General features: G+C 56.4%; 23 protein-coding genes and 1 pseudogene. 5 read left to right on the forward strand and 19 right to left on the reverse strand.

Annotated features, from left to right (window positions below; all coding sequences use genetic code 11):
- Positions 1–91: 91 nt before the first annotated feature.
- From sucD to sdhC, 8 genes are all read right to left on the reverse strand, one after another.
- Positions 92–961, reverse strand: a complete 870-nt coding sequence (gene sucD / locus ACMYSP_RS05375) for a succinate--CoA ligase subunit alpha (protein WP_434585881.1) — start codon at positions 959–961, stop codon at positions 92–94.
- Positions 961–2127, reverse strand: a complete 1167-nt coding sequence (sucC, locus tag ACMYSP_RS05380; protein WP_434585882.1) for an ADP-forming succinate--CoA ligase subunit beta — start codon at positions 2125–2127, stop codon at positions 961–963. Before sucC ends, sucD begins: the two co-directional genes overlap by 1 nt.
- Positions 2128–2243: 116 nt before the next feature.
- Complete coding sequence (odhB, locus tag ACMYSP_RS05385) at positions 2244–3467, reverse strand: 2-oxoglutarate dehydrogenase complex dihydrolipoyllysine-residue succinyltransferase (protein WP_434585883.1); 1224 nt, start codon at positions 3465–3467, stop codon at positions 2244–2246.
- Between the two features lie 14 nt (positions 3468–3481).
- On the reverse strand, positions 3482–6289 hold the full coding sequence (sucA, locus tag ACMYSP_RS05390; RefSeq protein WP_434585884.1) for a 2-oxoglutarate dehydrogenase E1 component: 2808 nt from the start codon (positions 6287–6289) through the stop codon (positions 3482–3484).
- Positions 6290–6643: 354 nt separating this feature from the next.
- Positions 6644–7360 (reverse strand): succinate dehydrogenase iron-sulfur subunit SdhB, encoded by a 717-nt coding sequence (gene sdhB / locus ACMYSP_RS05395; RefSeq protein WP_123755995.1) that lies wholly within the window; start codon positions 7358–7360, stop codon positions 6644–6646.
- A gap of 15 nt (positions 7361–7375) precedes the next feature.
- The gene (sdhA, locus tag ACMYSP_RS05400; protein WP_123755994.1) at positions 7376–9142 is read right to left on the reverse strand and encodes a succinate dehydrogenase flavoprotein subunit; all 1767 of its coding nucleotides are present in this window, start codon (positions 9140–9142) and stop codon (positions 7376–7378) included.
- A complete protein-coding gene (gene sdhD / locus ACMYSP_RS05405; protein WP_123755993.1) occupies positions 9142–9489 on the reverse strand; it encodes a succinate dehydrogenase membrane anchor subunit in 348 nt (115 codons plus the stop codon). The genes sdhA and sdhD overlap by 1 nt, the downstream gene beginning before the upstream one ends.
- Complete coding sequence (gene sdhC / locus ACMYSP_RS05410) at positions 9483–9887, reverse strand: succinate dehydrogenase cytochrome b556 subunit (RefSeq protein WP_165905667.1); 405 nt, start codon at positions 9885–9887, stop codon at positions 9483–9485. The genes sdhD and sdhC overlap by 7 nt, the downstream gene beginning before the upstream one ends.
- Before the next feature lie 324 nt (positions 9888–10211).
- Between sdhC and ACMYSP_RS05415 the strand changes: the two genes are divergently transcribed.
- Complete coding sequence (locus ACMYSP_RS05415; RefSeq protein WP_419144718.1) at positions 10212–10343, forward strand: hypothetical protein; 132 nt, start codon at positions 10212–10214, stop codon at positions 10341–10343.
- Between the two features lie 181 nt (positions 10344–10524).
- Entirely contained in the window at positions 10525–11811 is a 1287-nt protein-coding gene (locus ACMYSP_RS05420) for a citrate synthase (RefSeq protein WP_434585885.1), read from the forward strand.
- 606 nt (positions 11812–12417) lie between these two features.
- Here ACMYSP_RS05420 and nei read toward each other — a convergent pair.
- The 8 genes from nei to ACMYSP_RS05460 are packed head-to-tail and all read right to left on the reverse strand — an operon-like array spanning position 12418 to position 18741.
- Positions 12418–13209: an endonuclease VIII gene (gene nei / locus ACMYSP_RS05425; RefSeq protein ID WP_434587020.1), complete on the reverse strand. Its 792-nt coding sequence runs from the start codon at positions 13207–13209 to the stop codon at positions 12418–12420.
- Positions 13210–13233: 24 nt separating this feature from the next.
- Positions 13234–13878 carry a pyroglutamyl-peptidase I gene (gene pcp, locus ACMYSP_RS05430; RefSeq protein ID WP_434585886.1) on the reverse strand — a complete coding sequence of 215 codons (645 nt, stop codon included), beginning with the start codon at positions 13876–13878 and terminating at the stop codon, positions 13234–13236.
- 9 nt (positions 13879–13887) lie between these two features.
- Entirely contained in the window at positions 13888–14883 is a 996-nt protein-coding gene (locus ACMYSP_RS05435; RefSeq protein ID WP_434585887.1) for a DUF979 domain-containing protein, read from the reverse strand.
- Entirely contained in the window at positions 14880–15605 is a 726-nt protein-coding gene (locus ACMYSP_RS05440) for a DUF969 domain-containing protein (protein ID WP_434585888.1), read from the reverse strand. The genes ACMYSP_RS05435 and ACMYSP_RS05440 overlap by 4 nt, the downstream gene beginning before the upstream one ends.
- Before the next feature lie 59 nt (positions 15606–15664).
- Positions 15665–16411, reverse strand: coding sequence for a 5-oxoprolinase subunit PxpA (gene pxpA, locus ACMYSP_RS05445; protein ID WP_434585889.1), 747 nt, complete (start codon positions 16409–16411; stop codon positions 15665–15667).
- Positions 16401–17333 (reverse strand): 5-oxoprolinase subunit PxpC, encoded by a 933-nt coding sequence (pxpC, locus tag ACMYSP_RS05450; RefSeq protein WP_434585890.1) that lies wholly within the window; start codon positions 17331–17333, stop codon positions 16401–16403. The genes pxpA and pxpC overlap by 11 nt, the downstream gene beginning before the upstream one ends.
- Positions 17327–17983, reverse strand: a complete 657-nt coding sequence (pxpB, locus tag ACMYSP_RS05455) for a 5-oxoprolinase subunit PxpB (RefSeq protein WP_434585891.1) — start codon at positions 17981–17983, stop codon at positions 17327–17329. The genes pxpC and pxpB overlap by 7 nt, the downstream gene beginning before the upstream one ends.
- A gap of 14 nt (positions 17984–17997) precedes the next feature.
- Positions 17998–18741, reverse strand: a complete 744-nt coding sequence (locus ACMYSP_RS05460; protein ID WP_434585892.1) for a type 2 GTP cyclohydrolase I — start codon at positions 18739–18741, stop codon at positions 17998–18000.
- A gap of 270 nt (positions 18742–19011) precedes the next feature.
- Here ACMYSP_RS05460 and dtpD point away from each other — a divergent pair, with 270 nt between their 5' ends.
- A complete protein-coding gene (gene dtpD / locus ACMYSP_RS05465; protein ID WP_434585893.1) occupies positions 19012–20490 on the forward strand; it encodes a dipeptide permease DtpD in 1479 nt (492 codons plus the stop codon).
- Here dtpD and phrB read toward each other — a convergent pair.
- From phrB to ACMYSP_RS05480, 3 genes and pseudogenes are all read right to left on the reverse strand, one after another.
- Positions 20462–21904, reverse strand: a complete 1443-nt coding sequence (gene phrB / locus ACMYSP_RS05470; RefSeq protein ID WP_434585894.1) for a deoxyribodipyrimidine photo-lyase — start codon at positions 21902–21904, stop codon at positions 20462–20464. The two genes, dtpD and phrB, sit on opposite strands and share 29 nt — an antisense overlap.
- Positions 21905–21931: 27 nt before the next feature.
- Positions 21932–22384 (reverse strand): annotated as a pseudogene (locus ACMYSP_RS05475) (YbgA family protein); the annotation flags it as partial.
- A 128-nt stretch (positions 22385–22512) separates the two neighbouring features.
- Positions 22513–22719 (reverse strand): DUF2517 family protein, encoded by a 207-nt coding sequence (locus ACMYSP_RS05480; RefSeq protein ID WP_123755978.1) that lies wholly within the window; start codon positions 22717–22719, stop codon positions 22513–22515.
- Positions 22720–23028: 309 nt separating this feature from the next.
- On the opposite strand from ACMYSP_RS05480, the gene kdpF reads away from it, so the two are divergent.
- Together kdpF and kdpA are read left to right on the forward strand one after the other, a co-directional pair.
- Complete coding sequence (kdpF, locus tag ACMYSP_RS05485; RefSeq protein WP_123755977.1) at positions 23029–23118, forward strand: K(+)-transporting ATPase subunit F; 90 nt, start codon at positions 23029–23031, stop codon at positions 23116–23118.
- A complete protein-coding gene (gene kdpA / locus ACMYSP_RS05490; RefSeq protein ID WP_434585895.1) occupies positions 23118–24797 on the forward strand; it encodes a potassium-transporting ATPase subunit KdpA in 1680 nt (559 codons plus the stop codon). The genes kdpF and kdpA overlap by 1 nt, the downstream gene beginning before the upstream one ends.
- Positions 24798–24805: the final 8 nt, after the last annotated feature.

Raw genomic sequence — 24805 nt, forward strand, 5'->3', positions numbered from 1 at the left:
GCGGGGAAATACAGGCAGAAAAAAGGCCACCTGACGGTGGCCAACCATGTCGAAATCGGACATTTAACTGCTCACAAAGAGCAGAGAGGGTTTACTTGATGATGGATTTCAGCGCTTCGCCGATATCAGCCAGGCTGCGCACGGTTTTCACACCCGCCGCTTCCAGCGCTGCGAATTTCTCATCCGCTGTACCTTTACCGCCAGCGATGATGGCGCCTGCGTGGCCCATACGCTTGCCTTTCGGCGCGGTAACGCCCGCGATGTAGCCGACAACCGGCTTAGTCACGTGCTCTTTAATGTAGGCTGCCGCTTCTTCTTCAGCGCTGCCGCCGATTTCACCAATCATCACAATCGCTTCAGTCTGCGGGTCTTCCTGGAACATCTTCAGGATATCGATGAAGTTAGAGCCTGGGATCGGGTCACCGCCGATACCGACACAGGTAGACTGGCCGAAGCCATAGTCGGTGGTCTGCTTAACCGCTTCATAGGTCAGCGTACCGGAACGGGAAACGATACCCACTTTGCCCGGTTTGTGAATGTGACCCGGCATGATGCCGATTTTGCACTCGCCCGGGGTGATAACACCAGGGCAGTTCGGACCGATCATCCGCACGCCAGCTTCATCCAGTTTCACTTTAACCGTCAGCATATCCAGGGTCGGGATACCTTCGGTGATGGTGATAATCAGCTTAATGCCCGCGTCGATCGCTTCCAGAATGGAGTCTTTACAGAACGGAGCCGGAACGTAGATAACGGTCGCAGTTGCGCCGGTCGCTTCAACGGCTTCGCGCACGGTGTTGAACACCGGCAGGCCCAGATGTGTGGTGCCGCCTTTACCAGGCGTAACGCCGCCAACCATCTGAGTACCGTAAGCAATGGCTTGTTCAGAGTGGAATGAACCCTGGCTACCGGTGAAGCCCTGGCAGATAACCTTGGTATCTTTATTAATTAAAACTGACATTATTTCCCCTCCACTGCGGCAACAACCTGCTGTGCTGCGTCCGTCAGACTTTTCGCTGCAATAATATTCAGGCCGCTGTCAGCCAGTTTTCTCGCGCCCAGTTCGGCGTTGTTACCTTCCAGACGTACGACAACCGGAACGTTAACACCCACCTCTTCAACCGCGCCGATGATGCCATCAGCAATCAGGTCGCAGCGAACGATACCGCCGAAGATGTTAACCAGAACCGCTTTAACGTTGTCGTCAGAGAGGATGATTTTGAACGCTTCAGTAACGCGTTCTTTGGTTGCGCCGCCGCCAACGTCCAGGAAGTTAGCCGGTTCGCCGCCGTGCAGCTTAACGATGTCCATAGTACCCATCGCCAGGCCAGCGCCGTTAACCATGCAGCCAATGTTGCCGTCCAGTGCAACGTAGTTCAGTTCCCACTGAGCCGCTTGTGCTTCACGCGGATCTTCCTGAGACTGGTCGCGCATTTCACGCAGATCCGGCTGGCGGAACAGCGCATTGCCATCAGCACCCAGTTTGCCATCGAGGCAGATCAGGTCGCCCTGCTTGGTGATAACCAGCGGGTTGATTTCGATCAGCGCCAGGTCGCGCTCAAGGAAAATGGTCGCAAGACCCATGAAGATTTTGGTGAACTGCTGAACCTGTTTACCTTCCAGACCCAGTTTGAACGCCAGTTCACGTCCCTGGTACGGCATCGGGCCGGCCAGCGGATCGATCGCAATTTTGTGGATCAGGTGCGGCGTTTCTTCCGCCACTTTTTCGATTTCCACACCACCTTCGGTGGACGCCATGAACACTACGCGACGGGAGCTACGGTCCACAACAGCACCGAGATACAGCTCTTTCGCGATATCAGTCGCAGCTTCAACCAGGATCTGGTTAACCGGCTGACCGTGAGCATCTGTCTGGTAGGTCACCAGGCGTTTGCCCAGCCAATGCTCGGCAAAGGCGCGAATGTCTTCTTTACTGTTAACTACTTTCACACCGCCCGCTTTACCGCGGCCACCAGCGTGAACCTGACATTTCACTACCCACGGACCCGCACCGATTTTTGATGCAGCTTCTTCTGCTTCACGCGGAGTAGTACAGGCATAACCCACCGGCGCCGGTAAGCCATAGCGGGCAAACAGTTGTTTTGCCTGATATTCATGTAAGTTCATGTGTTCAGTCCATCCTTCAGGTAATCGTTATCATGTAGTCTGTAAAGCCCGCAGGCCCACAGCGCTGATGATGTTTTTATTGGCCCGGTGAGCTGAACGCTACCGGGCCATTATCACTACACGTCCAGCAGCAGACGAGTCGGGTCTTCCAGCAGCTCTTTGATAGCAACCAGGAAGCCTACCGATTCACGTCCATCAATCAGACGGTGGTCGTAGGAGAGTGCCAGGTACATCATCGGCAGAATTTCTACCTTGCCATTGACCGCCATCGGGCGATCTTTAATGGCATGCATACCCAGAATGGCGCTCTGCGGTGGGTTGATGATTGGCGTGGACATCAGAGAACCGAAGACGCCACCGTTGGTAATAGTGAAATTACCGCCGATCAGGTCATCTACGGTCAGCTTGCCGTCACGGCCTTTCACTGCCAGCTCTTTAATATTCTTTTCGATGTCCGCCATGCCCAGCAGGTCAACATCACGCAGAACCGGTGTTACCAGGCCGCGCGGCGTGGACACAGCCATGCTGACGTCGAAATAGTTGTGGTAAACCACGTCATCGCCATCGATGGACGCGTTCATTTCCGGGTAGCGTTTCAGCGCTTCAACCACAGCTTTCACGTAGAAGGACATAAAGCCCAGACGGATACCGTGACGTTTTTCGAAGGCATCGCCGTACTGCTTACGCAGATCCATAATCGGCTTCATGTTGACTTCGTTGAAGGTCGTCAGCATGGCGGTAGAGTTTTTCGCTTCCAGCAGACGCTCGGCGACGCGTTTGCGCAGACGGGTCATCGGAACACGTTTTTCTGAACGGTGACCCAGCTGTGCAACTGGAGCAGCCGCTGCGGCTGCCGGTGCTTTCGCTTCAGCTTTCGCCGGTGCCGCTGCCAGATGTTTCTCAACATCTTCACGGGTCAGACGGCCGCCAACACCGGTACCTTTGATCGCGTTAGCATCGAGGCTGTGCTCAGCCAGCAGGCGACGGATCGCCGGGCTGAGTGCGTCGTTGCTCTGCTCTTCCAGGGACGCCTGTTGACGCTGAGCCGGAGTGGACTCTTTCGCATCGGCTTTCGCGGCAGACTCTTTGCCCGCACTGTTGCCTTCACGCAGGCGACCAAGGATCTGGCGAGAAAGCACGGTGGCGCCTTCATCTTCCAGTACTGCATCCAGAATGCCGTCCGCTGAAGCCGGTACTTCCAGTACCACTTTGTCAGTTTCGATTTCTACCAGCACTTCATCACGCTGGACGCTATCGCCCGGTTTTTTATGCCAGGTCGCAACGGTCGCATCAGCGACGGACTCAGGCAGATCGGGAACCAGAATATCTACGCTACTCATTATGTATCCTTTAATTAATCGACGTTCAGCGCGTCATTGACCAGATCTTGTTGCTGTTTCTGGTGAACGGACATATACCCTACTGCCGGAGAGGCAGAGGCCGGGCGGCCTGCATAACGCAGAGAGGCCCCAAATGGAATCACTTCGCGGAAGTGATGCTGGCTGCAGTACCACGCGCCCTGGTTGAGCGGTTCTTCCTGGCACCAGACAAAGTCATGGACGTGAGCATAAGGCTTCAGCGCTTCCTGTACCGCCTGATGCGGGAACGGATAGAGCTGCTCTACGCGCACGATAGCGACATCTTTTTGGTCATTCTTCCGGCGTTGTTCCAGCAGGTCGTAGTAAACCTTACCAGAGCACAGCACAACACGCTTCACGCCTTTCGGGTCGAGATCGTCGATCTCACCGATAGCCGGCTGGAAGGTCCCGTTCGCCAGTTCGTCGAGGCTGGAAACCGCCAGCGGGTGGCGCAGCAGCGATTTCGGCGACATCACCACCAGCGGACGGCGCATACCGCGCAGCGCCTGACGACGCAGCATGTGGTAAACCTGAGCTGGGGTTGACGGTACGCAAACCTGCATGTTTTGTTCAGCACACAGCTGCAGATAACGTTCCAGACGTGCGGAGGAGTGCTCCGGACCCTGGCCTTCGTAACCGTGCGGCAGCAGCATCACCAGACCGCACATACGGCCCCACTTCTGCTCACCGGAGCTGATGAACTGGTCGATAACGACCTGAGCGCCGTTGGCAAAGTCACCAAACTGCGCTTCCCAGATGGTCAGCGTGCGTGGTTCTGCAGTAGCGTAGCCGTATTCAAAGGCCAGTACCGCTTCTTCAGACAGCACAGAGTCCCAGACTTTGAAATGTTCCTGACTGTTATGCACATGCTGCAGCGGAGTGTAGGTTGAACCGTTCACCTGGTTATGAATGACCGAGTGGCGGTGGAAGAAGGTGCCGCGACCGGAGTCTTCACCGGACAGACGGATAGGGATCCCTTCATCAACCAGCGTGGCGTAAGCCAGGTTTTCAGCAGCGCCCCAGTCGAACAGTTTCTCACCGGCAGCCATTGACTGACGATCGCCATAAATCTTCGCCACGCGAGACTGCATTTCGATGCTGTCCGGCACGGTGCTGATGCGTTTGGCCAGCTCCTGCAGACGTTTCATCTCTACCTTGCTCGGGTAGCTCTCATCCCATTCGTGGTTGAGGTACGGCGACCAGGTAAAGGAGTGCAGATTCATCGGGCGCCACTCTTCAACCACGCATTCGCCAGCATCCAGCGCATCACGGTAGAGGTTAACCTGTTCGGTGGCATCTTCCAGCGTCGACACTTTATCCTGCTCAAGTTTGTCGGCGTAGATTTTGCGCGGCGTCGGATGTTTTTTGATTTTCTGATACATCAGCGGCTGGGTTGCACTCGGCTCATCGGCTTCGTTATGGCCGTGACGGCGGTAGCACACCAGGTCGATAAAGACATCGCGTTTAAAGGTATTACGGAAATCCAGTGCCAGGCGGGTAACGAAAGCGACCGCTTCCGGATCGTCTGCATTAACGTGGAAGATCGGAGCCTGAACCATTTTACCGATGTCGGTGCAGTATGGCGTGGAGCGCGCATCCAGCGGGTTCGAGGTGGTGAAGCCCACCTGGTTGTTGATAACGATGCGCACGGTACCGCCAACTTCATAACCACGCGCCTTGGACATGTTCAGGGTTTCCTGAACCACGCCCTGGCCGGTCACTGCGGCATCGCCGTGGATGGTAATCGGCAGTACTTTATTGCTGCTTGGTTCGTCGAGGCGATCCAGACGAGCGCGCACGGAACCGATAACTACCGGGCTAACGATTTCGAGGTGCGACGGGTTAAACGCCAGGGCAAGGTGCACCAGGCCACCTTCGGTCTCCATGTCAGAAGAGAAGCCCATGTGGTACTTCACGTCACCGGTGCCGAGGTGTTCTTTATGTTTGCCCGCGAATTCGTCAAACAGTTCCTGCGGGCGTTTGCCCAGCACGTTGACCAGTACGTTCAGACGACCACGGTGGGCCATACCCAGAACCACTTCACGGGTACCGCTCTTGCCAGCGTGGCGAATCATCTCTTTGAGCATCGGGATCAGCGCATCGCCGCCTTCCAGCGAGAAACGTTTAGCACCCGGGAATTTTGCGCCGAGATAACGTTCCAGCCCTTCCGCTGCGGTCAGTTCAGTCAGGAAGCGTTTTTTCTCGTCGGCGGTAAAGCTGGCTTTCCCTGCTACTGACTCGATACGCTGCTGGATCCAGCGTTTTTCTTCAGTAGAGGTGATGTGCATGTATTCTGCGCCGATTGCGCCGCAGTAGGTTTGCTTAAGCGCGGCGATCAGATCGCCCAGCTTCATCGTATCTTTACCGATGGCAAAAGAACCTACGTTATAGCTTTCCTGGAAATCGGCCTCAGTCAGATCGTGGTAGGCAGGATCGAGATCCGCTACTTTGTCTTGTTTCCACAGTCCCAGCGGATCGAGATTCGCATGCTGGTGACCACGGAAGCGATATGCGTTGATGAGCTGCAGGACTTTAACCTGCTTCACATTGGTATCAGGGTCGGAAATCGAAGAAGTGTAACGTGAGGCATCCTTCGCCAGTCGACGGAAATAATCACGCGTTTTCGAATGAAATTGATCCGGTTTGACTCCGGTGCCAGGTAACTGCTGGAACATAGAACGCCAGTTGGCGTCAACAGAGTCAGGATCGGTTAAGAAGTCTTCATAGAGCTGTTCTATCCAGCTCTGGTTCGAACCAGAGAGGTAAGAAGAGTCCAGCCAGGCTTTCATTGCGCCGTTCTGCATCGTGATCCCTTAAGCATTTATATGCTTATTTCGCCGTAGAAACTACCACGCACAATAATTGTGCGTGCCGGGGTTCACTTGTCGCGGACGAGTTGTGGTTCTATCCGCTAAGGAACCTTTAAAAACTGCCATTAATCTTCTGCGTTCAGGCTGCGGTTGCGTTGGCTGCCTTCGCTTACCCCGGTCACATAGTTCACTATGCTCCCGGGGATGCGCTCAGTTGCCGTCTTACCTCGCTCTGAACGCCTTGATTACTGGTACATATTTGGCGGTTTTTAAAGATTTCCTGCTACCTGTCTTCTCTCCCTTAGGGAAAGGGTCAGGATGAGGGGAGCTGCGCTCCCCTCTTACTACTTACGCACTGCGCTGCAGCAGCATCGACTTAATATGGCCGATGGCGCGCGTCGGGTTCAGCCCCTTAGGACATACACTGACGCAGTTCATAATGCTGTGACAGCGGAATACGCTGAAAGCATCGCTCAACCCTTCCAGGCGGCTGTCGGTTTCGGTATCGCGGCTGTCAATCAGGAAACGATACGCTGCCAGCAGACCGGCCGGACCGATGAACTTGTCCGGGTTCCACCAGAACGACGGGCAAGACGTTGAACAACATGCGCACAGAATACACTCATACAGGCCATCGAGCTTTTCACGCTGCTCTGGCTTCTGCAGATGTTCACGAGCCGGAGGATTTTGCCCATTATTCAACAAGTAAGGCTTAATCTTCTCATATTGTGCATAGAATTGCCCCATGTCCACAACCAAATCGCGGATCACCGGTAAACCAGGCAGCGGACGGATGACAATCTTCTTACCCGGCTGATTCAGCGCGGAGATCGGCGTGATACACGCCAGACCGTTTTTGCCGTTCATGTTCAGACCGTCGGAGCCACAGACCCCTTCACGGCAGGAACGACGGAAAGAGAGAGACGGGTCTTTTTCTTTCAACTGCATCAGGGCATCGAGCAGCATCATGTCACGACCTTCTTCCGCTTCCAGGGTGTAATCCTGCATATGCGGAGCATCGTCTACGTCCGGGTTATAACGATAAACTGAAAACTCGAGTTTCATATTCCTGTCTCCGCATTAATAAGTACGAATCTTCGGCGGGAATGCCGGACGCAGTTTCGGCTCCATGTTGACGCTACGACGCGTCATGGATTCCGACTCTGGCAGATACAGGGAATGGCACAGCCAGTTTTCGTCATCGCGTTCCGGGAAGTCGAAGCGGCTATGCGCGCCACGGCTCTCGGTACGGAAGTTTGCAGACACCGCAGTGGCGTAAGCGGTTTCCATCAGGTTATCCAGCTCCAGACACTCAACGCGCTGGGTATTGAACTCGCTGGATGTGTCATCCAGACGGGCGTTTTTCAGGCGCTCACGAATCGCTTTCAGCTGTTCAAGGCCCTTAGCCATCGCATCCCCTTCACGGAAGACCGAGAAGTTGTGCTGCATACATTCCTGCAGCGCTTTGCGGATTTCGACCGGGTCTTCGCCGTTACGGTTGCCGTTCCAGCGATTCAGACGTTCCAGAGACGCATCGATCTCTTCTTCGGTGGCGTCGCGCAGTACACCCTGCTCGGCGATAGATTCCTGCAAATGCAGACCCACCGCACGACCAAACACCACCAGGTCAAGCAGCGAGTTGCCGCCCAGACGGTTCGCACCGTGGACCGATACGCAGGCGATTTCACCGACCGCAAACAGCCCTGGAATCACCACGTCTTCGCCCTGCTCGTTCACGGTCAACGCCTGGCCGCTTACTTTGGTCGGAATACCGCCCATCATATAGTGGCAGGTTGGGATAACCGGAATCGGCTCTTTCACCGGGTCAACGTGGGCAAAGGTACGGGAGAGCTCAAGGATGCCCGGCAGGCGGGATTCCAGAACTTCTTTACCCAGGTGGTCAAGTTTCAGTTTCGCATGCGGGCCCCACGGACCATCGCAGCCACGACCTTCACGGATTTCGATCATGATGGAACGCGCCACCACGTCACGACCCGCCAGGTCTTTAGCATTCGGTGCATAACGCTCCATGAAGCGCTCACCGTGTTTGTTCAGCAGATAGCCACCTTCACCACGGCAGCCTTCGGTGACCAGAACCCCGGCGCCGGCAATACCGGTCGGGTGGAACTGCCACATTTCCATATCCTGTACCGGAACACCGGCACGGATAGCCATACCGACGCCGTCACCGGTATTGATGTGGGCGTTGGTGGTGGATTGATAGATACGACCTGCACCGCCGGTCGCCAGCACCGTCGCACGGGCTTTGAAGTAAACCACTTCGCCGGTTTCAATACACAGCGCGGTACAACCCACCACGGCACCATCGGCGTTTTTCACCAGGTCCAGGGCATACCACTCGGAGAAAATTGTGGTGTGGTTTTTCAGGTTCTGCTGGTACAGCGTGTGCAGCAGTGCGTGACCGGTACGGTCAGCCGCCGCCGCAGTACGTGCCGCCTGCTCGCCGCCGAAGTTCTTCGACTGGCCGCCAAACGGACGCTGATAAATGGTACCGTCATCAAGACGTGAGAACGGCAGGCCCATATGGTCCAGTTCAAGAATCGCTTCCGGACCGGTTTTGCACATATATTCGATGGCGTCCTGGTCGCCAATATAGTCCGACCCTTTAACGGTGTCGTACATGTGCCATTCCCAGTTATCTTCATGGGTATTACCGAGCGCAACGGTGATGCCACCCTGCGCGGAAACGGTATGGGAACGAGTCGGGAACACTTTGGAGAGCAGCGCACAGGTCTGGCCGCTCTGGGAAATCTGCAGTGCCGCGCGCATACCTGCGCCACCGGCACCAATCACAACTGCATCAAATTCTCTGACTGGCAATTTCATCACACACCCCACACCACAACAAATCCATAAAGAACGTAAGCCACCAGCGCCGCAACGATAACCAGTTGCAGAACTAAGCGCACAGCCAGTGGTTTAACGTAGTCCGTCAATACCTGCCACATCCCAATCCACGCGTGAATCAAAATGGAGATCAGAGCCAGCAGGGTGAAGACTTTTGTGAACGCGGAGGAGAAAAAGCCTGTCCAGACTTCCCATGTAATGTCACCTGAGATGGCAAAGAAGCCGACCATATAGATGATGTAAAGGGTCAGAACGATGGCGGTAGCACGGACCAGAATGAAGTCATGTACGCCGTTACGTCCCAGTGCAGAGGCGTTGCTTACCATACGAGGACTCCTGCGAGAAGTGAAAGCACGACAGTAATAACAAAAGAAATCTTAGCGGAGCGTGTCCCTACTTCGAGGGTTTCTTCCAGGTAACCAAAATCCATCATCAGGTGGCGGATGCCCACAACGGCGTGGTATGCCAGCGCGGTCAGAATGCCCCACATGATAAACTTCACAAAGAAGCTATCCATAATGGATGACGCCACGAGGAAACCTTCGGGAGAGGAAAGGCTGGTGCCCAGCAACCAAAGCAGAATTCCGACCGCCACGAAGGTGATCACACCGGAAACGCGATGGAGAATGGACGCTATCGCAGTGATTGGGAACCGGATCGTTTGCAGATCCAGATTGACAGGTCTTTGTTTTTTCACATTTCTTACCATGAATAACGCCCACATGCTGTTCTTATTGTTTCCTTCCTCCGGTCTGCTTGCGGGTCAGACAGCGTCCTTTCTATAACCTGTGGTCATGATTAAACCCTTAATTAAGAGCTAAAACGTGACCAGACAACGCTGGGTGGCTCGGGATTGCAGGGTGTTCCGGAGACCTGGCGGCAGTATAGGACGTTCACAAAATCATTACAATTAACCTACATATAGTTTGTCGGGTTTTGTCCCGAACAGTGATCAAGGTCACGATAACAACATTATTTTAAAATTTAATCACCTGATTTGACAAATATTAAACATTCTTGTTACAACCATTACCAGATAAATGCAATAATGCTCAAAAGTTATGGGGTCACTCTTTCACCTGAGAATAAGTTATGCAACAGTGTGTTGGTATTGACCGATGTAATCAGGACAGTTATTAGTGGTATACAGATTTTCAAATTCGGACTGCTAAAACGCTGATTTGCTGCTATTTCGTCGTAGACTGAAGACGTACCATCAAGCGCCTTTGCTCTGTACCCTGCCCATTTCGCTGACGCAGAGCTGTGTGCAACATAACAAACTGGTAACGTAAGCAGACGCGGGCCGAAGGCAAATCCACCCCAGGCAGTCTTAAGCAATAAAGGCGCTAAGGAGACCATAAATGTCTGATACTAAAGCAAAAATCACCCTAGGCGGTGATACTGCTATCGAACTAGATGTGCTAAAGGGCACGCTCGGTCAGGATGTAATTGATATTCGTAGTCTTGGTTCAAAAGGGGTTTTCACCTTTGACCCTGGTTTCACTTCAACCGCATCTTGTGAATCTAAAATCACTTTTATCGACGGTGATGAAGGTATCCTGCTCCACCGTGGTTTCCCGATCGATCAGTTAGCGACCGAGTCCAACTACCTCGAAGTGTGTTACATCCTGCTGAACGGTGAAAAACCGAGCCAGGAACAGTACGAAGAATTCAAGACTATCGTTACCCGCCACACCATGATTCACGAGCAGATCACCCGTCTGTTCCACGCGTTCCGCCGCGATTCTCACCCGATGGCGGTGATGTGCGGTATTACCGGTGCGCTGGCCGCGTTCTATCACGACTCCCTGGATGTCAATAATCCACGCCACCGTGATATCGCCGCGTTCCGTCTGCTGTCTAAAATGCCGACAATGGCAGCCATGTGTTACAAATATTCAATCGGCCAGCCTTTCGTCTATCCGCGCAACGACCTCTCCTACGCGGGCAACTTCCTGAATATGATGTTCTCCACACCGTGTGAAACCTATGAGGTTAACCCGGTACTGGAACGCGCTATGGACCGTATTCTGATCCTGCACGCTGACCACGAACAGAACGCATCGACCTCTACCGTCCGTACCGCAGGCTCTTCTGGCGCGAACCCGTTCGCCTGTATCGCCGCGGGTATCGCTTCCCTGTGGGGACCGGCGCACGGTGGCGCGAACGAAGCTGCACTGAAGATGCTGGAAGAGATCAGTTCCGTTGAGCACATTCCGGAATTTGTCCGTCGCGCGAAAGACAAGAACGACTCTTTCCGCCTGATGGGCTTTGGCCACCGCGTGTACAAAAACTACGACCCGCGTGCCACCGTGATGCGTGAAACCTGCCACGAAGTGCTGAAAGAGCTGGGTACCAAAGACGATCTGCTGGAAGTGGCCATGGAGCTTGAGCATATTGCGCTCAACGACCCGTATTTCATCGAGAAGAAACTCTACCCGAACGTCGATTTCTACTCCGGTATCATCCTGAAAGCGATGGGCATTCCGTCCTCCATGTTTACCGTTATCTTTGCGATGGCGCGTACCGTGGGCTGGATTGCACACTGGAACGAAATGCACAGCGACGGTATGAAAATCGCGCGTCCGCGTCAGCTGTATACCGGCTACGAAAAACGCGATTTCAAATCCGACGTGGCCAAAGGCTAAGTCCGGAACTGAAGCAAAAAAGCACGCCTTCGGGCGGAAAGCTGGTCACCTAAGGTGGCCAGCTTTTTTTTGGCTAATCGCTGACCTGAGGAATGCCGGTAAACGGTAGTTTGCGCGAAAGTCATTTTCGTACTTCGGGGCATGTGTTCTGTGGAATATTCCGTTCACGTGAGGTTCCGCACGCGACAGTTTCCTGCCGCAATGATACTGCGTCGGAACAGCCAAGGTATGACAGCTCGGGGGTTAAGGCGCGTCAAGAAAACGGGCGGGAACGCAGGTGCACATCCAGGACTGACCACCAGGACGGTGGTCAGAGGGTCGGTCGAGACAGGGACGTCGAGTCCGACCCGGTCCGCCAGATGAAGCCGGAGTGGAGCATACCGCGTAGCGGCCGTTTTCAGCGCAATGCCGGGGGCCATGGGGGGCGAGCGAAACGCCCCCCATGCCGTTCACCCGCTGCGGGTGTGAGAAAAGTGCCGGATTCACCGTGAACGGAACATGCCACAAAAGTGAACGATATACTCCACGGAACCTACGCGATAGACCACTTTCGCGTAAAACGGGACCGATGCCTAAAAAAGAGCGATCCTGTGACTCACCCTGTTGCTAACGCTGGCATCCCGGACACCAGTAAAACGGCCTCGACGACAGCATCGTTTTCTCAATAATCCCACCGCAGCGTTCACAGGCCTCTCCATTACGATGGAAAACCTTAAAGCGGAACAGCGCACCATGATGCTTATTCTCATCTACCGTCCCGCGGGTGCGATATGACAAGCGAGGAATATCCAGCAGCGCATGGGCCAACGCATCAAGTTGCTCATCATCAAGCTCTGATGCGTTATGTCGCCCGGTTAGCCCAACCTGCCAGAGAATTTCAACGCGGAGATAATTTCCCAGCCCGGCCAGAAAAGCCTGATCCAGCAATAAGCCGGCAAACTGTCGGCGACGAAAGGTGGTCGACAGTAAACGCGCTTTGACGGCGTCCGTCGTTAAGCGCATATCCAGCACGTCAGGCCCCACCCGCAGCAAAAACGGATGCACCGCAAGCTGTGCGGGCGTCAGCAGAGCAATATCTGACGCGCTGTAGAGCAAAATCGCCTTCTCTGCGGTCTGCAGCCTGACCCGCAGCACCCGCTGAGTCACCGGCTGTTCCCCGGCCTCCACCACGCGCCAGACGCCGTACAGCTGATTGTGGCTGTACAGCGTCAACCCGCCGGAAAAGTGCGTCAGCAGAGCTTTGCCCCGGGTTTCTATGTGCGTCACCCGCTGGCCCACCAGCTGCGACTGAAAATCCTGTAACGCGGCAAAGGCAAACCACACTTCGGTCAGAGGTTCGCCTTTGATCGCCTGCTCCAGGCTATCCGCCGCCCGGCGGATCTCCGGACCTTCCGGCATCATCTTATCCTTTTGTTCTGGCGATTAGTGGGTTGCCCCACCGACCGCTTTCACGTCACCGTCCTGCCGTAGCGAGACGGCGATTGCCGTCTCCAGCGCTGCCCGTACCGTCCCGACCGCCATGCTCGCCTCACCGGGGTGGGCTGCCGCCTGTTCTGGCAGGTACGGAATATGGATAAAGCCACCTTTGGTTCCGGTTTTATCCTGTAGCGCATCCAGCAGGCCATACATCACATGGTTGCAGACGAACGTCCCCGCCGTTTGCGACACCGAAGCGGGGATCCCCTGCTCGCGCAGCGCCGCAACAATGGCTTTAACCGGCAGGCTGCTGAAATACGCCGCTGGCCCACCCGCGACAATCGGCTCGTCGATGGGCTGCTGGCCTTTATTGTCCGGGATGCGCGCATCATCGACGTTGATCGCCACCCGTTCGACGGTAATGTCGACACGGCCACCTGCCTGCCCCACCGCGATGATCAGCCGCGGTTGTTGCGCCTCTAACGCCGCACTCAACACCGCCAGCGCCTCGCCAAAGACGCAGGGCAACTGCAGCGCCACCACGCGCTCGCCGGCAAGAGTGACGCCATCAAGTTGACGAACCACCTCCCATGAAGGGTTAACGGCCTCGCCGCCAAACGGTTCAAATCCGGTAATTAATACGCCCGCCATCGCCCCTCCTTACAGGAACATCAGGAAATAAAGTAAGAATACGTTGACGATCAACAGCAGCGCGCCGGTCGGGATCTGCGCCTTAATGACCGCGTTTTTATCCGGCAGCTCCAGCAGGGCCGCGGGTACGATATTGAAGTTGGCCGCCATCGGCGTCATCAGCGTACCGCAGTAGCCGGAGAACATCCCAATTGCCGCCATCACCGCCGGGTTACCGCCGTGCTGGAGCACCAGAATCGGAATACCGATACCCGCCGTCACAATCGGGAACGCCGCAAAAGCATTGCCCATCACCATCGTCAACAGCGCCATGCCGAGGGTGTAGACCACCACGGCAATAAAGCGGCTATCCACCGCCAGGTAGTGCTCGGTCAGCCAGGCGATGCTGCTGCCCACGCCGGCCGAGGTAAACAGCAATCCCAGTACCGCCAGGATCTGCGGCAGGATAAAGGCCCAGCCGACTGAATCGAGCAGCCGACGAGCCTCTTGCAGCGGTTGAGCAACGTGCTCCCGGGTCATACGGATAGCCATCACCAGACCAATCAGCGTGCCGGCGGTCATCGAGAACAGGGTAATCAGCGTGGCATGGTTGCCCGGGCCAAACACCCAGACCTGCCACGACGGCAGGTTATTAAACATCAGCACGCCGATCACCGTGACAACCGGAATCGCCAGTGCCGGATAAAATAAGCGGTTACCCAAACGAGACGCGCTGGCGCTGCGCTCCTCCTGAGTGCGCTGGTGATAGCTGCCCAACCGCACGCCGCCAAAGCCGGCAATCAGCGCCAGCACCACCACCGCCACGCCGACGGCAATATGAATGGTACGCTTATCGCCCGCCAGTTGATAAGTCCAGTCGCCCAACAGGAACAGCACGCCATACAGCCCCCAGAACAGGCCGGTAGTCAGACGACGAGGGTTGCTTTTGTCGCGCCAGGACATCACCGCGACTGCCAGCAGCACCAGTCCTGCCAGCCAGTACAGCCAGTTTTGTTGGAAATTCATACCGCACCGCCTTTTGCCTGCCCGGCGTTAACCTTATCCAGCTCACGCTGAAGATGACGATCGAGGCGCCACAGACGGGCGGAATGGATCAGGAAGGCGCAAATAGCGGTAGGGATCCCCCACAGTGCAATGTGCAATGGTTCGGTCTGGATGCCGCCGGATTCCAGCATAAAGTTGTGCATGAAGATAATCGCCCCGAAGGCGACAAAAATATCCTCACCGAAGAACAGGCCAACATTGTCGGTCGCCGCCGACATTGCCCGCAGGCGATAGCGCACGCTACCGGGCAGCGGGCCAAAGGTTTTTTCCGCCGCCCCTTCCGCCATCGGCGCCAGCAGCGGACGCACCATCTGCGGGTGGCCCCCCAGGCTGGTTAAGCCCAACGCGGCGGTCGCTTCACGGACAAACAGATAAACGATCAGCAGGCGTCCAGCGGTAGCACTGTGGATCTTCGCGATCCATGCCTGGGCGCGTTCTTTCAGACCGTGCCGTTCCAGCAAGCCAATCACCGCCAGCGGTAGCAACAGAATAAACGGCAGGTTGCGGGTGTTGAGAAACCCCTCCCCCAGCTTTTCCAGAATGGTAGCGATCGGCATATGTGCCGCCACACCAGTGACGATCCCGGCGACAATGACCACGAGCACCGGATTAAAACGTAGAATAAACCCGACCACAATCACGGCAATGCCGATCAGTGGCCAAAGAGATATTGCCTCTCCCATAATAACGTCCTGTTAGTTGTTGTGTTGGTTGTGTTGTTAACGACTTAATAATTATAGTTTTATGCTGTTGTTTCCGCGCTGACCTGAATGTTGCGTCCGGCAAACGCGGCCCGTAAACGGCGAGCAAAATCCAGCGCGTGCGCACCATCGCCATGCAAACAAACGGTTTCTGCAATCACCGGCGCCCATTCCCCGGTGATGCTGCGCACCCGGTTGTGCTGGACCATATCCAGGGTCTGCGCCAGCGCCTGCTCTTCGCTGTCAATCAGCGCGCCGGGCTGCGAACGCGGCACCAGACTGCCATCGGCCTGATATCCACGGTCGGCAAACACCTCCTGCCGCGTGGTCAGCTTGTAGTGCTGGCCCGCGCGAATTAGCTCGCTGCCCGCCAGCCCCACCAGGATCAGCGCTGGATCAAAATCGCGTACGGCTCTGGCAATCGCCTCGGCCAGTGGCACCTCTTTCGCCGCCTGGTTGTAGAGCATACCGTGCGGTTTGACGTGCTTCAGCTCACCGCCTTCAGCGCGAACGATCGCCGCCAGCGCGCCAATCTGATACAGCGTCTGGGCGTAAACCGTTTCCGGCGGCAGCTGCATCGCCGTGCGGCCAAAGTTTTCCCGGTCGGGAAAACTGGGATGGGCACCAACGGCGACGCCGTTTTTCAACGCCTCACGGACACATTGATGCATCAGCAACGCATCGCCGGCGTGGAACCCGCAGGCGATATTGGCCGAGGAGACCAGCTGTAACAACGCGCTGTCGTTCGCACAGCCCTCTCCCAGATCGGCATTCAAATCAATGATCATCGCTCAGCCTCCACGCCAGTTGTTCCAGATAACGCTGCTGATCGGCACGCGCTTTCAACGCCTCTTCCAGGGTGCAGGGGACAAAATGAATCGGCTGACCCAACGGAATTTGCGCCAGTTGGTACATATCGGCGTCGATAATGCAGGCGATACGCGGATAGCCCCCGGTGGTCTGCGCATCGTTCATCAGCACGATCGGCTGACCGTTATGCGGAACCTGCACCACGCCCGGCAGCAGGCCGTGCGAAAGCATCTCGCGATCGGTGGTACGTTTGAGCGGCTGGCCCTGAAGACGGTAGCCCATCCGGTTGCTTTGGGGACTCAGCTGCCAGGGCGAACGCCAGAACGACCCCTGAGACGGCGTATCAAACTCCTGGTATTCAGGCCCCGGTAACGCTCGAATACGATTACTCAACGGCAGCTGTTTAACCCCGCGCGCCGCCTTGAACTGACGGGACGTTTTACCCAGCTTCAGCCGATCGCCATCCTGCAGGCGTCGTCCTTCGAGGCCGCCAATGCCCACCTTCAGGTCGGTACTGCGTGACCCCAGCACCACCGGCACATCGATGCCGCCAGCTACCGCCAGGTAGCTACGGATACCGTACTGCGGGGTTTTCAATATCAGATGCTGGCCGGCCTTCGCTGCCATTCGCCAGCCCACCCACACCGGTTTGTCGTCGAGCAGCGCCTCACAGGCGGCACCGGTCAACGCAAACCAGCAGTCACGTTCAAACTGGATATCGACCTGGCCAAGCGTAATCTCGAGCGCAGCCATGTTGGGGTCATTACCCACCAGCAGGTTGGCGGTCACCAGTGAGGGGGTATCCAGAGCGCCACAGAGGCTGATCCCCGACTGTCGCTTTCCTTCGCGTCCACCGTCCTGTATTGACGAATACATGCCGGCGCGGATCATCTTCAACATACCCCCTCCTTTTGCGGTACAAAGCGAACTTTATCGCCGGAACGTAGCAGCACCGGCTCCTGTCGCGTGGGGTCAAACAGCGCCAGCGGCGTGCGGCCCAGCAGCTGCCAGCCTCCTGGGGTGGCCAGAGGATAGACCCCGGTTTGCACACCACCAATACCCACAGATCCTGCTGGAACCAGCAGTCGCGGCTCCGCCCGACGCGGCGTAGCCAGCTGTTCAGGCAGCCCGCCCAAATAGGGGAATCCCGGCTGAAAGCCAAGGAACCACACCACGTATTCGACCGAGGAATGCAGCTCAACCACCTGTTTCTCGCTCAGCCCGCAGTGGCGCGCCACTTCTGCCAAATCAGGCCCGTCTTCACCACCGTAGATCACCGGGATCGTCATCTCCCGGGACTCCGGCTCCAGCGCTTCGCTCTCTTCCCACCAGCGTTGCAGCTGCTCAATAGCATCCCATGCCATCGTCTGCGGATCGCGCAGGACGACGGTAATATTATTCATCCCCGGAATCGCATCCAGTGCCTCTTCGTGATCCGCCAGTCTCTGGGCCAGGCGCCAGATGCGCTTTTGGCTCTCCAGCGTCACCGGAGGTTCAAGTTCGAGGACGACGGCGGTTTCGCCTAACATATAACAACGCGCTCGCTGCACTTTTTTCTCTCTCATCAGGCCGGGTTAGGGATATCAATAAAGGTCACATCCAGATCGCTATTTTCCGTCAACCACTCGCTTAAAGCGCGAATACCGCCACGTTCGGTGGCATGGTGACCGGCGGCATAAAAATGCAGGGACTGTTCGCGAGCGGAGTGAATAGTTTGTTCCGACACTTCACCGGTAATAAAAGCATCCACCCCAAAACGGGCAGCGCTATCAATAAATCCCTGGCCGCCGCCGGTACACCAGGCCACCCGTGCGACTTTATCCGGTCCGGTATCGCCGCACCACAGCGGTTTGCGCCCCAGACGCGCCTCAATCCACGACGCCAGCTCCAGCCCGGAAACCGGCATCGACAGCTCGCCCCACGGCACCAGCGGTTCAATTTCGCCCATGATGTTGATGCCAAGAAGCTGTGCCAGCTGGGCGTTATTGCCCAGCTCCGGGTGGGCGTCCAGCGGCAGATGCCAGCTGTAGAGGTTGATATCGTTAGCCAGCAGCGTTTTCAGACGCTGGCGTTTCATGCCGCGAACGATCGGCGATTCCCCCTTCCAGAAGTAACCATGATGGACAATCACCGCATCCGCCTGCAGGCGCACGGCTTCATCCAGCAGCGCCTGGCTGGCGGTCACGCCGGTGACAATCTTTTGCACCGTTTCACGCCCCTCGACCTGCAGGCCGTTTGGCCCGTAGTCGCTGAATGTCGCGCTGTTAAGCTTTTCGTTAATCAGTTGTTCCAGTTCGCTATTTTTCATTGCCGCTCCATCAGGTCATCATCGTGTGCACAGGCATAACATAACGGGATCCACGGAGGTCGTCGATAGCACCTGCGCAACACGCGCTATGTTGACTTTTAGCGTAAACCCGCAATTTGTCTACCCACCCCGCAACGCATTAGTGTATATTTATGCACTATTAAAGCATATTAAATAACCAGAAAGCCTGGTAAGCCATGAATATCACTACGAAATCGCTATTCATGCAGAAAGATCGACTTTCATTTTTTGGCAGGAATAAAACGTTACATGAACAGACAATCATCGCAGCCGCGGGCAATTTATTACGTTGTCGCGCTGCAAATCTGGGAGTATTTCAGTTTCTACGGCATGCGGGCACTGCTGATTTTATACCTCACCAATCAGCTTAAGTATGACGATAACCACGCCTATGCCCTGTTCAGCGCCTACTGCTCTCTGGTTTACGTCACGCCAATTCTCGGCGGATTTTTGGCCGATAAGCTGCTCGGCAACCGGATGGCTGTGATGCTTGGCGCGCTGTTGATGGCCATCGGCCATCTGGTGCTAGGCGCCAGCGAAATTGCCCCGACCTTCCTCTACCTGTCGCTGGCGATCATCGTCTGCGGTTACGGTTTGTTTAAATCCAACGTCAGTTGCCTGCTGGGCGAACTGTATGAACCGACCGATCCGCGCCGCGATGGCGGCTTCTCGCTGATGTACGCCGCGGGGAATATCGGTTCGATCGTCGCCCCGATCGCCTGCGGTTACGTACAGGAAGAGTACAGCTGGGCCATGGGCTTTGCCCTCGCCGCCATCGGGATGATTGCCGGGCTGGTTATCTTCCTCTGCGGTGGCCGCCATTTCCGCCATACCGCCGGCGTCAATCGCGAAGCCCTGCGCGCACGCCACTTTCTGCTGCCGAACTGGGGCTGGCTGCTGGTGCTGCTGGTCGCCGCACCGCTGCTAATTACCGTTCTGTTCTGGAAAGAGTGGTCGGTCTATGCGCTGGTTGTCGCCACCGTCATTGGTCTGCTGGTGCTGGCCCGTATTTATCGGCGGGCAGAAACGGCAAAACAGCGCAGCGACCTGCGGCTGATTATCGTTCTGACCGGCTTCAGTCTGCTGTTCTGGGCCTTTGCGCAGCAGGGTGGTAGCTCTATCAGCCTGTATATCGACCGCTTTGTTAACCGTCATGTGATGAGCTACGAAGTTCCGACGGCCATGTTCCAGTCGGTGAACGCCTTCGCGGTGATGCTCTGTGGAATGGTGCTGGCCTGGCTGGTGAAAGAGACGGTTAGCGGGAATCGCACCGTGCGGATCTGGGGTAAGTTTGCACTCGGCCTCGGCCTGATGAGCGCCGGGTTCTGCATTCTGACCCTAAGCGCCCGCTGGTCAGCGACCTACGGCCAGTCTTCGATGCCGTTAATGGTGCTGGGTCTGGCGGTGATGGGCTTTGCCGAACTGTTTATCGACCCGGTGGCGATGGCGCAAATCACCCGCATCGAGATCCCCGGCGTGACCGGCGTGCTGACCGGCATCTATATGCTGCTGTCCGGGGCCATCGCCAACTATCTGGCGGGAGTGATTGCTGACCAGACCGCCCAGGGTTCCTTTGATGAAGCCGGCGCGGCCGGTTACGCCATTGATGCCTACATTCATGTCTTCAGCCAGATCACCTGGGGCGCCTTAGCCTGCGTCGGTCTGGTGCTGGCGATCTGGCTGTACTCTGCCCTGCGCGTTAAGACTCGCGCGCTGGCGGTGGAGTAGACCCTTTGCTGGCGGCCTCCCAGGCTGCCAGCGTCTCCAGCCGCGCCTGCTTGTGATCGACCAGCGGTCGCGGATACGCCAGCGTCACGCCTTGCTTATCCGCCCACAGCCACGGCTGATGCAGCGCTTTCTCCGGCACCTCCGCCAGCTCAGGCAGCCATTGACGAATAAACGCTCCCGCCTTATCAAACTTCTCCCCCTGCGTGGTGGGATTAAAAATTCGAAAATAGGGCGCCGCATCGGTACCGGTCGATGCGGCCCACTGCCAGCCACCGTTATTGGCCGCCAGATCGCCATCAATCAGCTGATTGATAAAATAGCGTTCGCCCGCACGCCAGTCGATGCGCAGATCCTTCACCAGAAAACTGGCGACAATCATCCGCAGACGATTATGCATCCAGCCCGTGGCATTGAGCTGACGCATGGCGGCATCGACAATCGGAAAACCAGTCTGGCCGTTTTGCCACGCCTGTAACCCCTGTTTATCGTCCCGCCACGCAACGTTATCGGTCCACGAGATAAACGGTCGCCCTTTGCATAACCGTGGGTAGAACACCATTAAATGGCGGTAAAACTCACGCCAGATGAGCTCATTCAGCCACACCGCCCCTGCCCCACCATCGAGCGCCGCGGGTTGCTCAACCAGCAGGCGATGCAGGCACTGACGCGGAGAAAGTACGCCAACGGCCAGACAGGGCGACAGCCGGCTGGTGCCTTCCAGGGCGGGGAAATCACGCTGCTGGTCATAGTCAGCGACCTGCTGCTGGCAGAAGGTGCGTAGCCGGGCAATGGCTGTTTTTTCGTCGGCGGCAAACAGCTGCGCATCAAACGCCTGCTGCGGGTAGCGAATCTCCGGCAGCTGCAGCGGTTGCAACGGCCCGTCGGGACGGACTTTTGGCGCGGCAACACATTCCGGCAGCGCCTCGCGTAGCCGGCGCAGGAAGGCATTTTTGTACGGCGTAAACACCTTGTACATCTCACGATTGCCGGTCATCACGCTGCCGGGTGGCAGCAGCAGCGCATCGTCAAATCCCTGACACACCAGGCCGCTCAGCCTTTTTTCCACCTGTGCATCGCGCTGACGCTCATTAATTTCGTACTGGTAGTTATAAAACAGGTGGCTCACCTGCTGCCGATCGCAGTACGCCGCCAGTCGTTCGCCGCTGGCAGCGAAGTCGTCGGCCTCAATCACCTCGAGCGGAATACCGCGCTCGGCCAGCGCAAGTTGCAGACTGTGCAGGTGCTGAGTGATAAATGCCGCCTGGCGCGACGCCATGCCGTGCTGGCGCCATTGTTCCGGCGTGGCGATAAACAGCGCCAGTACCTTCGCGTGGGGATCGCGACAGGCCGCAGCCAGCGCCAGGTTGTCATGGATACGTAAGTCCGCACGAAACCAGACCAAATGAGTGGCCATAAAACTCCTGCAATCAGTGACGTCGTGTTAGTCCGATGCTTCCGGCCAGGGATTAAAATAACGCTGCCCGGCAAGGTAAGTATCAGGAAATTCAGTCATATAGTGTTGCAGGAGGCGCACCGGCGCAAGCAGAGGCTGTCGGCCCAGGCGATAGTCATCAATCAAGGCGACCAGCTCCTGCTTTTGCGACGCGCTCAAATGCTCACGGAAATAGCCCTGAACGTGCATCAGCACGTTAGTATGATTGCGGCGGGTTGACGGGTGTGCCAGCAGGCTCACCAGACGTTCACGGTAGGCGACAAAAAAGGCCTCCAGCGACGGCCATTGTGCGATATCGGCAACAAACGGCCCGATTTTGCGATATTCAGGTTGTGAATGGGCCAGCAGGATAAGTTTATAGCGACTGTGGAAATCGATCAGCTTGCCGCGGGTCAGGCCCTCGCGCTGTAGCGCATCCAGTTCATGCAGGGTGTACAAACGGGTTTTATCATCGTCCTCTAACCAACTCTCACTCATTGCTGCTCCTTAAGGTTGCACGCCATAAGTGTAGTCAGAAACCATAAAAAAACCGCCGGAAAACCGGCGGTCGTGGTGTCTGGCGGAGACGATCAATAAAAGTCAGCGGCGGCTTTTTCAGCCTGGGCCATCCACACCGGCTGCTCGCTGGTTTTCGCCCAGACGCGGTGCAGCCAGCTGTAATAGCGGGCGCGATCTTTCCAGAACAGCATCAGCGGAAATGCCGCTACGCCAGCCACAACGGCGAAGGCACGACGTAAAAAGATTACGTGAGCAGGATAATTTTTGTACAACGTCATAATTTCTCTCCCCTTTGTCAGGCCGGCAATCGACGCCGGTAAAGTAACAATGTCTTTCTGGCTAAAATAATACCGCTTTGCGTGTAATTTTACTACTCATCCGACCACTAAAAGCTGTCGATTTAGCCTTTATTTACATTCATCAGGTAAATAAGTTACGAAACGGTTAAATTAATACTAACCATTGGTTAAATTGTGGTTTTTGCAATTTTTATATTTTTTTTACACCGCCGATTCTGATTTTTGCAAAATCTTTGCACCAAAATTCCTATCCTCCGGGTAAATCGTAAAGACACCCGGAGGTGGATTGTGAGTGCAGGCGTCATTGCTGGCGTTACGCTGGTATTCCTGTTGCTGGCTTATTTGGTCTACGCCTTGATAAATGCGGAGGCATTCTGATGGCCGCACAAGGATTTTTACTTATCGCCAGTTTTCTTTTGCTGCTGATGGTACTGGCACGTCCCACAGGGATGCTGCTTGCCAGGATGATCAACGATACCCCGCTCCCGGGTCTTGCCGGTATTGAACGTGGAATATGGCGGATCTCAGGTATCGGCACCCGGCAGATGAACTGGTGCCAGTATCTGCTGGCCATTTTGCTGTTCAATGCGCTCGGGCTGCTGGTGCTGTTCGTCCTGTTACTGTGCCAGGGGGCGCTACCGTTCAATCCTCAGCATCTGCCCGGACTCTCCTGGGATCTGGCGCTGAACACCGCGGTAAGCTTTATCAGCAACACCAACTGGCAGGCCTATGCCGGGGAAAGCACCATGAGCTACCTCAGTCAGATGGTCGGGCTGACGGTACAGAACTTCCTCTCAGCGGCGACCGGCATCGCGGTGATTTTTGCCTTTACCCGCGCCTGGTCCCGCCAGCAGGTCACGACCCTGGGCAACGCCTGGGTCGATCTCACCCGCATCACCCTGTGGCTGCTGCTGCCGCTCTCCTTACTGATTGCCGTGTTCTTTATCCAGCAGGGCGTGCCGCAGAACCTCCTGCCGTATCAGGCTTTCACCTCGCTGGAAGGCCTGCATCAGTCGCTGCCCATGGGGCCAGTCGCCTCACAGGAAGCGATCAAAATGCTCGGCACCAACGGCGGCGGTTTCTTTAACGCCAACTCCGCCCACCCGTTTGAGAACCCCACCGCGCTGAGCAACATGGTGCAAATGCTGGCGATCTTCTTGATCCCCGCGGCGCTGTGCTTTGCCTTTGGCGACGTGGTCGGCGATCGCCGCCAGGGACATGCGATTTTATGGGCCATGACCCTGATCTTTATCGTCTGCGTGGCGGTGGTGATGTGGGCGGAAACCCAGGGTAACCCGCACTTGCTGACGCTGGGCGCGGACAGCAGCATCAATATGGAAGGTAAAGAGAGCCGCTTTGGCATCTTAACCAGCAGCCTGTTTGCGGTTATCACCACCGCCGCCTCCTGTGGCGCGGTGAACGCCATGCACGACTCGTTTACCGCCCTCGGTGGCATGGTCCCAATGTGGCTGATGCAGATCGGTGAAGTGGTCTTCGGCGGCGTCGGTTCCGGTCTGTACGGCATGCTGCTGTTTGTCATGCTGGCGGTGTTTATCGCCGGGCTGATGATCGGCCGTACGCCGGAATATCTCGGTAAGAAGATCGACGTGCGTGAAATGAAGATGATCGCTCTGGCGATCCTGGTCACGCCAACGCTGGTCCTGCTGGGCACCGCGCTGGCGATGATGACCGACGCCGGACGCGCAGGGATGTTTAACCCCGGCCCTCACGGCTTTAGCGAAGTGCTGTACGCCGTGACCTCCGCCGCCAACAACAACGGCAGCGCCTTTGCCGGTCTCGGCGCCGCCACCCCGTTCTGGAACCTGCTGCTGGCATTTTGCATGCTGGTCGGTCGGTTTGGCGTCATCGTGCCGGTCATGGTTATCGCCGGCTCGCTGGTGACGAAAAAAATCCAGCCCACCGGCGCCGGTACCCTCGCCACCCACGACGTGCTGTTTGTCGGTCTACTGATTGGCACCGTGCTGTTGGTCGGCGCCCTGACCTTTATTCCCGCACTGGCGCTCGGCCCGTTGGCGGAACACTTTTCCTTACTTTAAGTGATGCG

Origin of the sequence: Klebsiella sp. R390 (assembly GCF_051131745.1) — a bacterium.
In the GTDB taxonomy this organism is placed as follows: Bacteria; Pseudomonadota; Gammaproteobacteria; order Enterobacterales; family Enterobacteriaceae; genus Klebsiella.

Excerpts from the sequence above, each read along its gene's own strand:
- sucD (WP_434585881.1), bottom strand. The coding sequence starts at position 961 with ATGTCAGTTTTAATTAATAAAGATACCAAGGTTATCTGCCAGGGCTTC.
- sucC (WP_434585882.1), bottom strand. The coding sequence starts at position 2,127 with ATGAACTTACATGAATATCAGGCAAAACAACTGTTTGCCCGCTATGGC.
- odhB (WP_434585883.1), bottom strand. The coding sequence starts at position 3,467 with ATGAGTAGCGTAGATATTCTGGTTCCCGATCTGCCTGAGTCCGTCGCT.
- sucA (WP_434585884.1), bottom strand. The coding sequence starts at position 6,289 with ATGCAGAACGGCGCAATGAAAGCCTGGCTGGACTCTTCTTACCTCTCT.
- sdhB (WP_123755995.1), bottom strand. The coding sequence starts at position 7,360 with ATGAAACTCGAGTTTTCAGTTTATCGTTATAACCCGGACGTAGACGAT.
- sdhA (WP_123755994.1), bottom strand. The coding sequence starts at position 9,142 with ATGAAATTGCCAGTCAGAGAATTTGATGCAGTTGTGATTGGTGCCGGT.
- sdhD (WP_123755993.1), bottom strand. The coding sequence starts at position 9,489 with ATGGTAAGCAACGCCTCTGCACTGGGACGTAACGGCGTACATGACTTC.
- sdhC (WP_165905667.1), bottom strand. The coding sequence starts at position 9,887 with ATGTGGGCGTTATTCATGGTAAGAAATGTGAAAAAACAAAGACCTGTC.
- ACMYSP_RS05415 (WP_419144718.1), top strand. The coding sequence starts at position 10,212 with ATGCTCAAAAGTTATGGGGTCACTCTTTCACCTGAGAATAAGTTATGC.
- ACMYSP_RS05420 (WP_434585885.1), top strand. The coding sequence starts at position 10,525 with ATGTCTGATACTAAAGCAAAAATCACCCTAGGCGGTGATACTGCTATC.
- nei (WP_434587020.1), bottom strand. The coding sequence starts at position 13,209 with ATGCCGGAAGGTCCGGAGATCCGCCGGGCGGCGGATAGCCTGGAGCAG.
- pcp (WP_434585886.1), bottom strand. The coding sequence starts at position 13,878 with ATGGCGGGCGTATTAATTACCGGATTTGAACCGTTTGGCGGCGAGGCC.
- ACMYSP_RS05435 (WP_434585887.1), bottom strand. The coding sequence starts at position 14,883 with ATGAATTTCCAACAAAACTGGCTGTACTGGCTGGCAGGACTGGTGCTG.
- ACMYSP_RS05440 (WP_434585888.1), bottom strand. The coding sequence starts at position 15,605 with ATGGGAGAGGCAATATCTCTTTGGCCACTGATCGGCATTGCCGTGATT.
- pxpA (WP_434585889.1), bottom strand. The coding sequence starts at position 16,411 with ATGATCATTGATTTGAATGCCGATCTGGGAGAGGGCTGTGCGAACGAC.
- pxpC (WP_434585890.1), bottom strand. The coding sequence starts at position 17,333 with ATGTTGAAGATGATCCGCGCCGGCATGTATTCGTCAATACAGGACGGT.
- ACMYSP_RS05460 (WP_434585892.1), bottom strand. The coding sequence starts at position 18,741 with ATGAAAAATAGCGAACTGGAACAACTGATTAACGAAAAGCTTAACAGC.
- dtpD (WP_434585893.1), top strand. The coding sequence starts at position 19,012 with ATGAACAGACAATCATCGCAGCCGCGGGCAATTTATTACGTTGTCGCG.
- phrB (WP_434585894.1), bottom strand. The coding sequence starts at position 21,904 with ATGGCCACTCATTTGGTCTGGTTTCGTGCGGACTTACGTATCCATGAC.
- ACMYSP_RS05480 (WP_123755978.1), bottom strand. The coding sequence starts at position 22,719 with ATGACGTTGTACAAAAATTATCCTGCTCACGTAATCTTTTTACGTCGT.
- kdpA (WP_434585895.1), top strand. The coding sequence starts at position 23,118 with ATGGCCGCACAAGGATTTTTACTTATCGCCAGTTTTCTTTTGCTGCTG.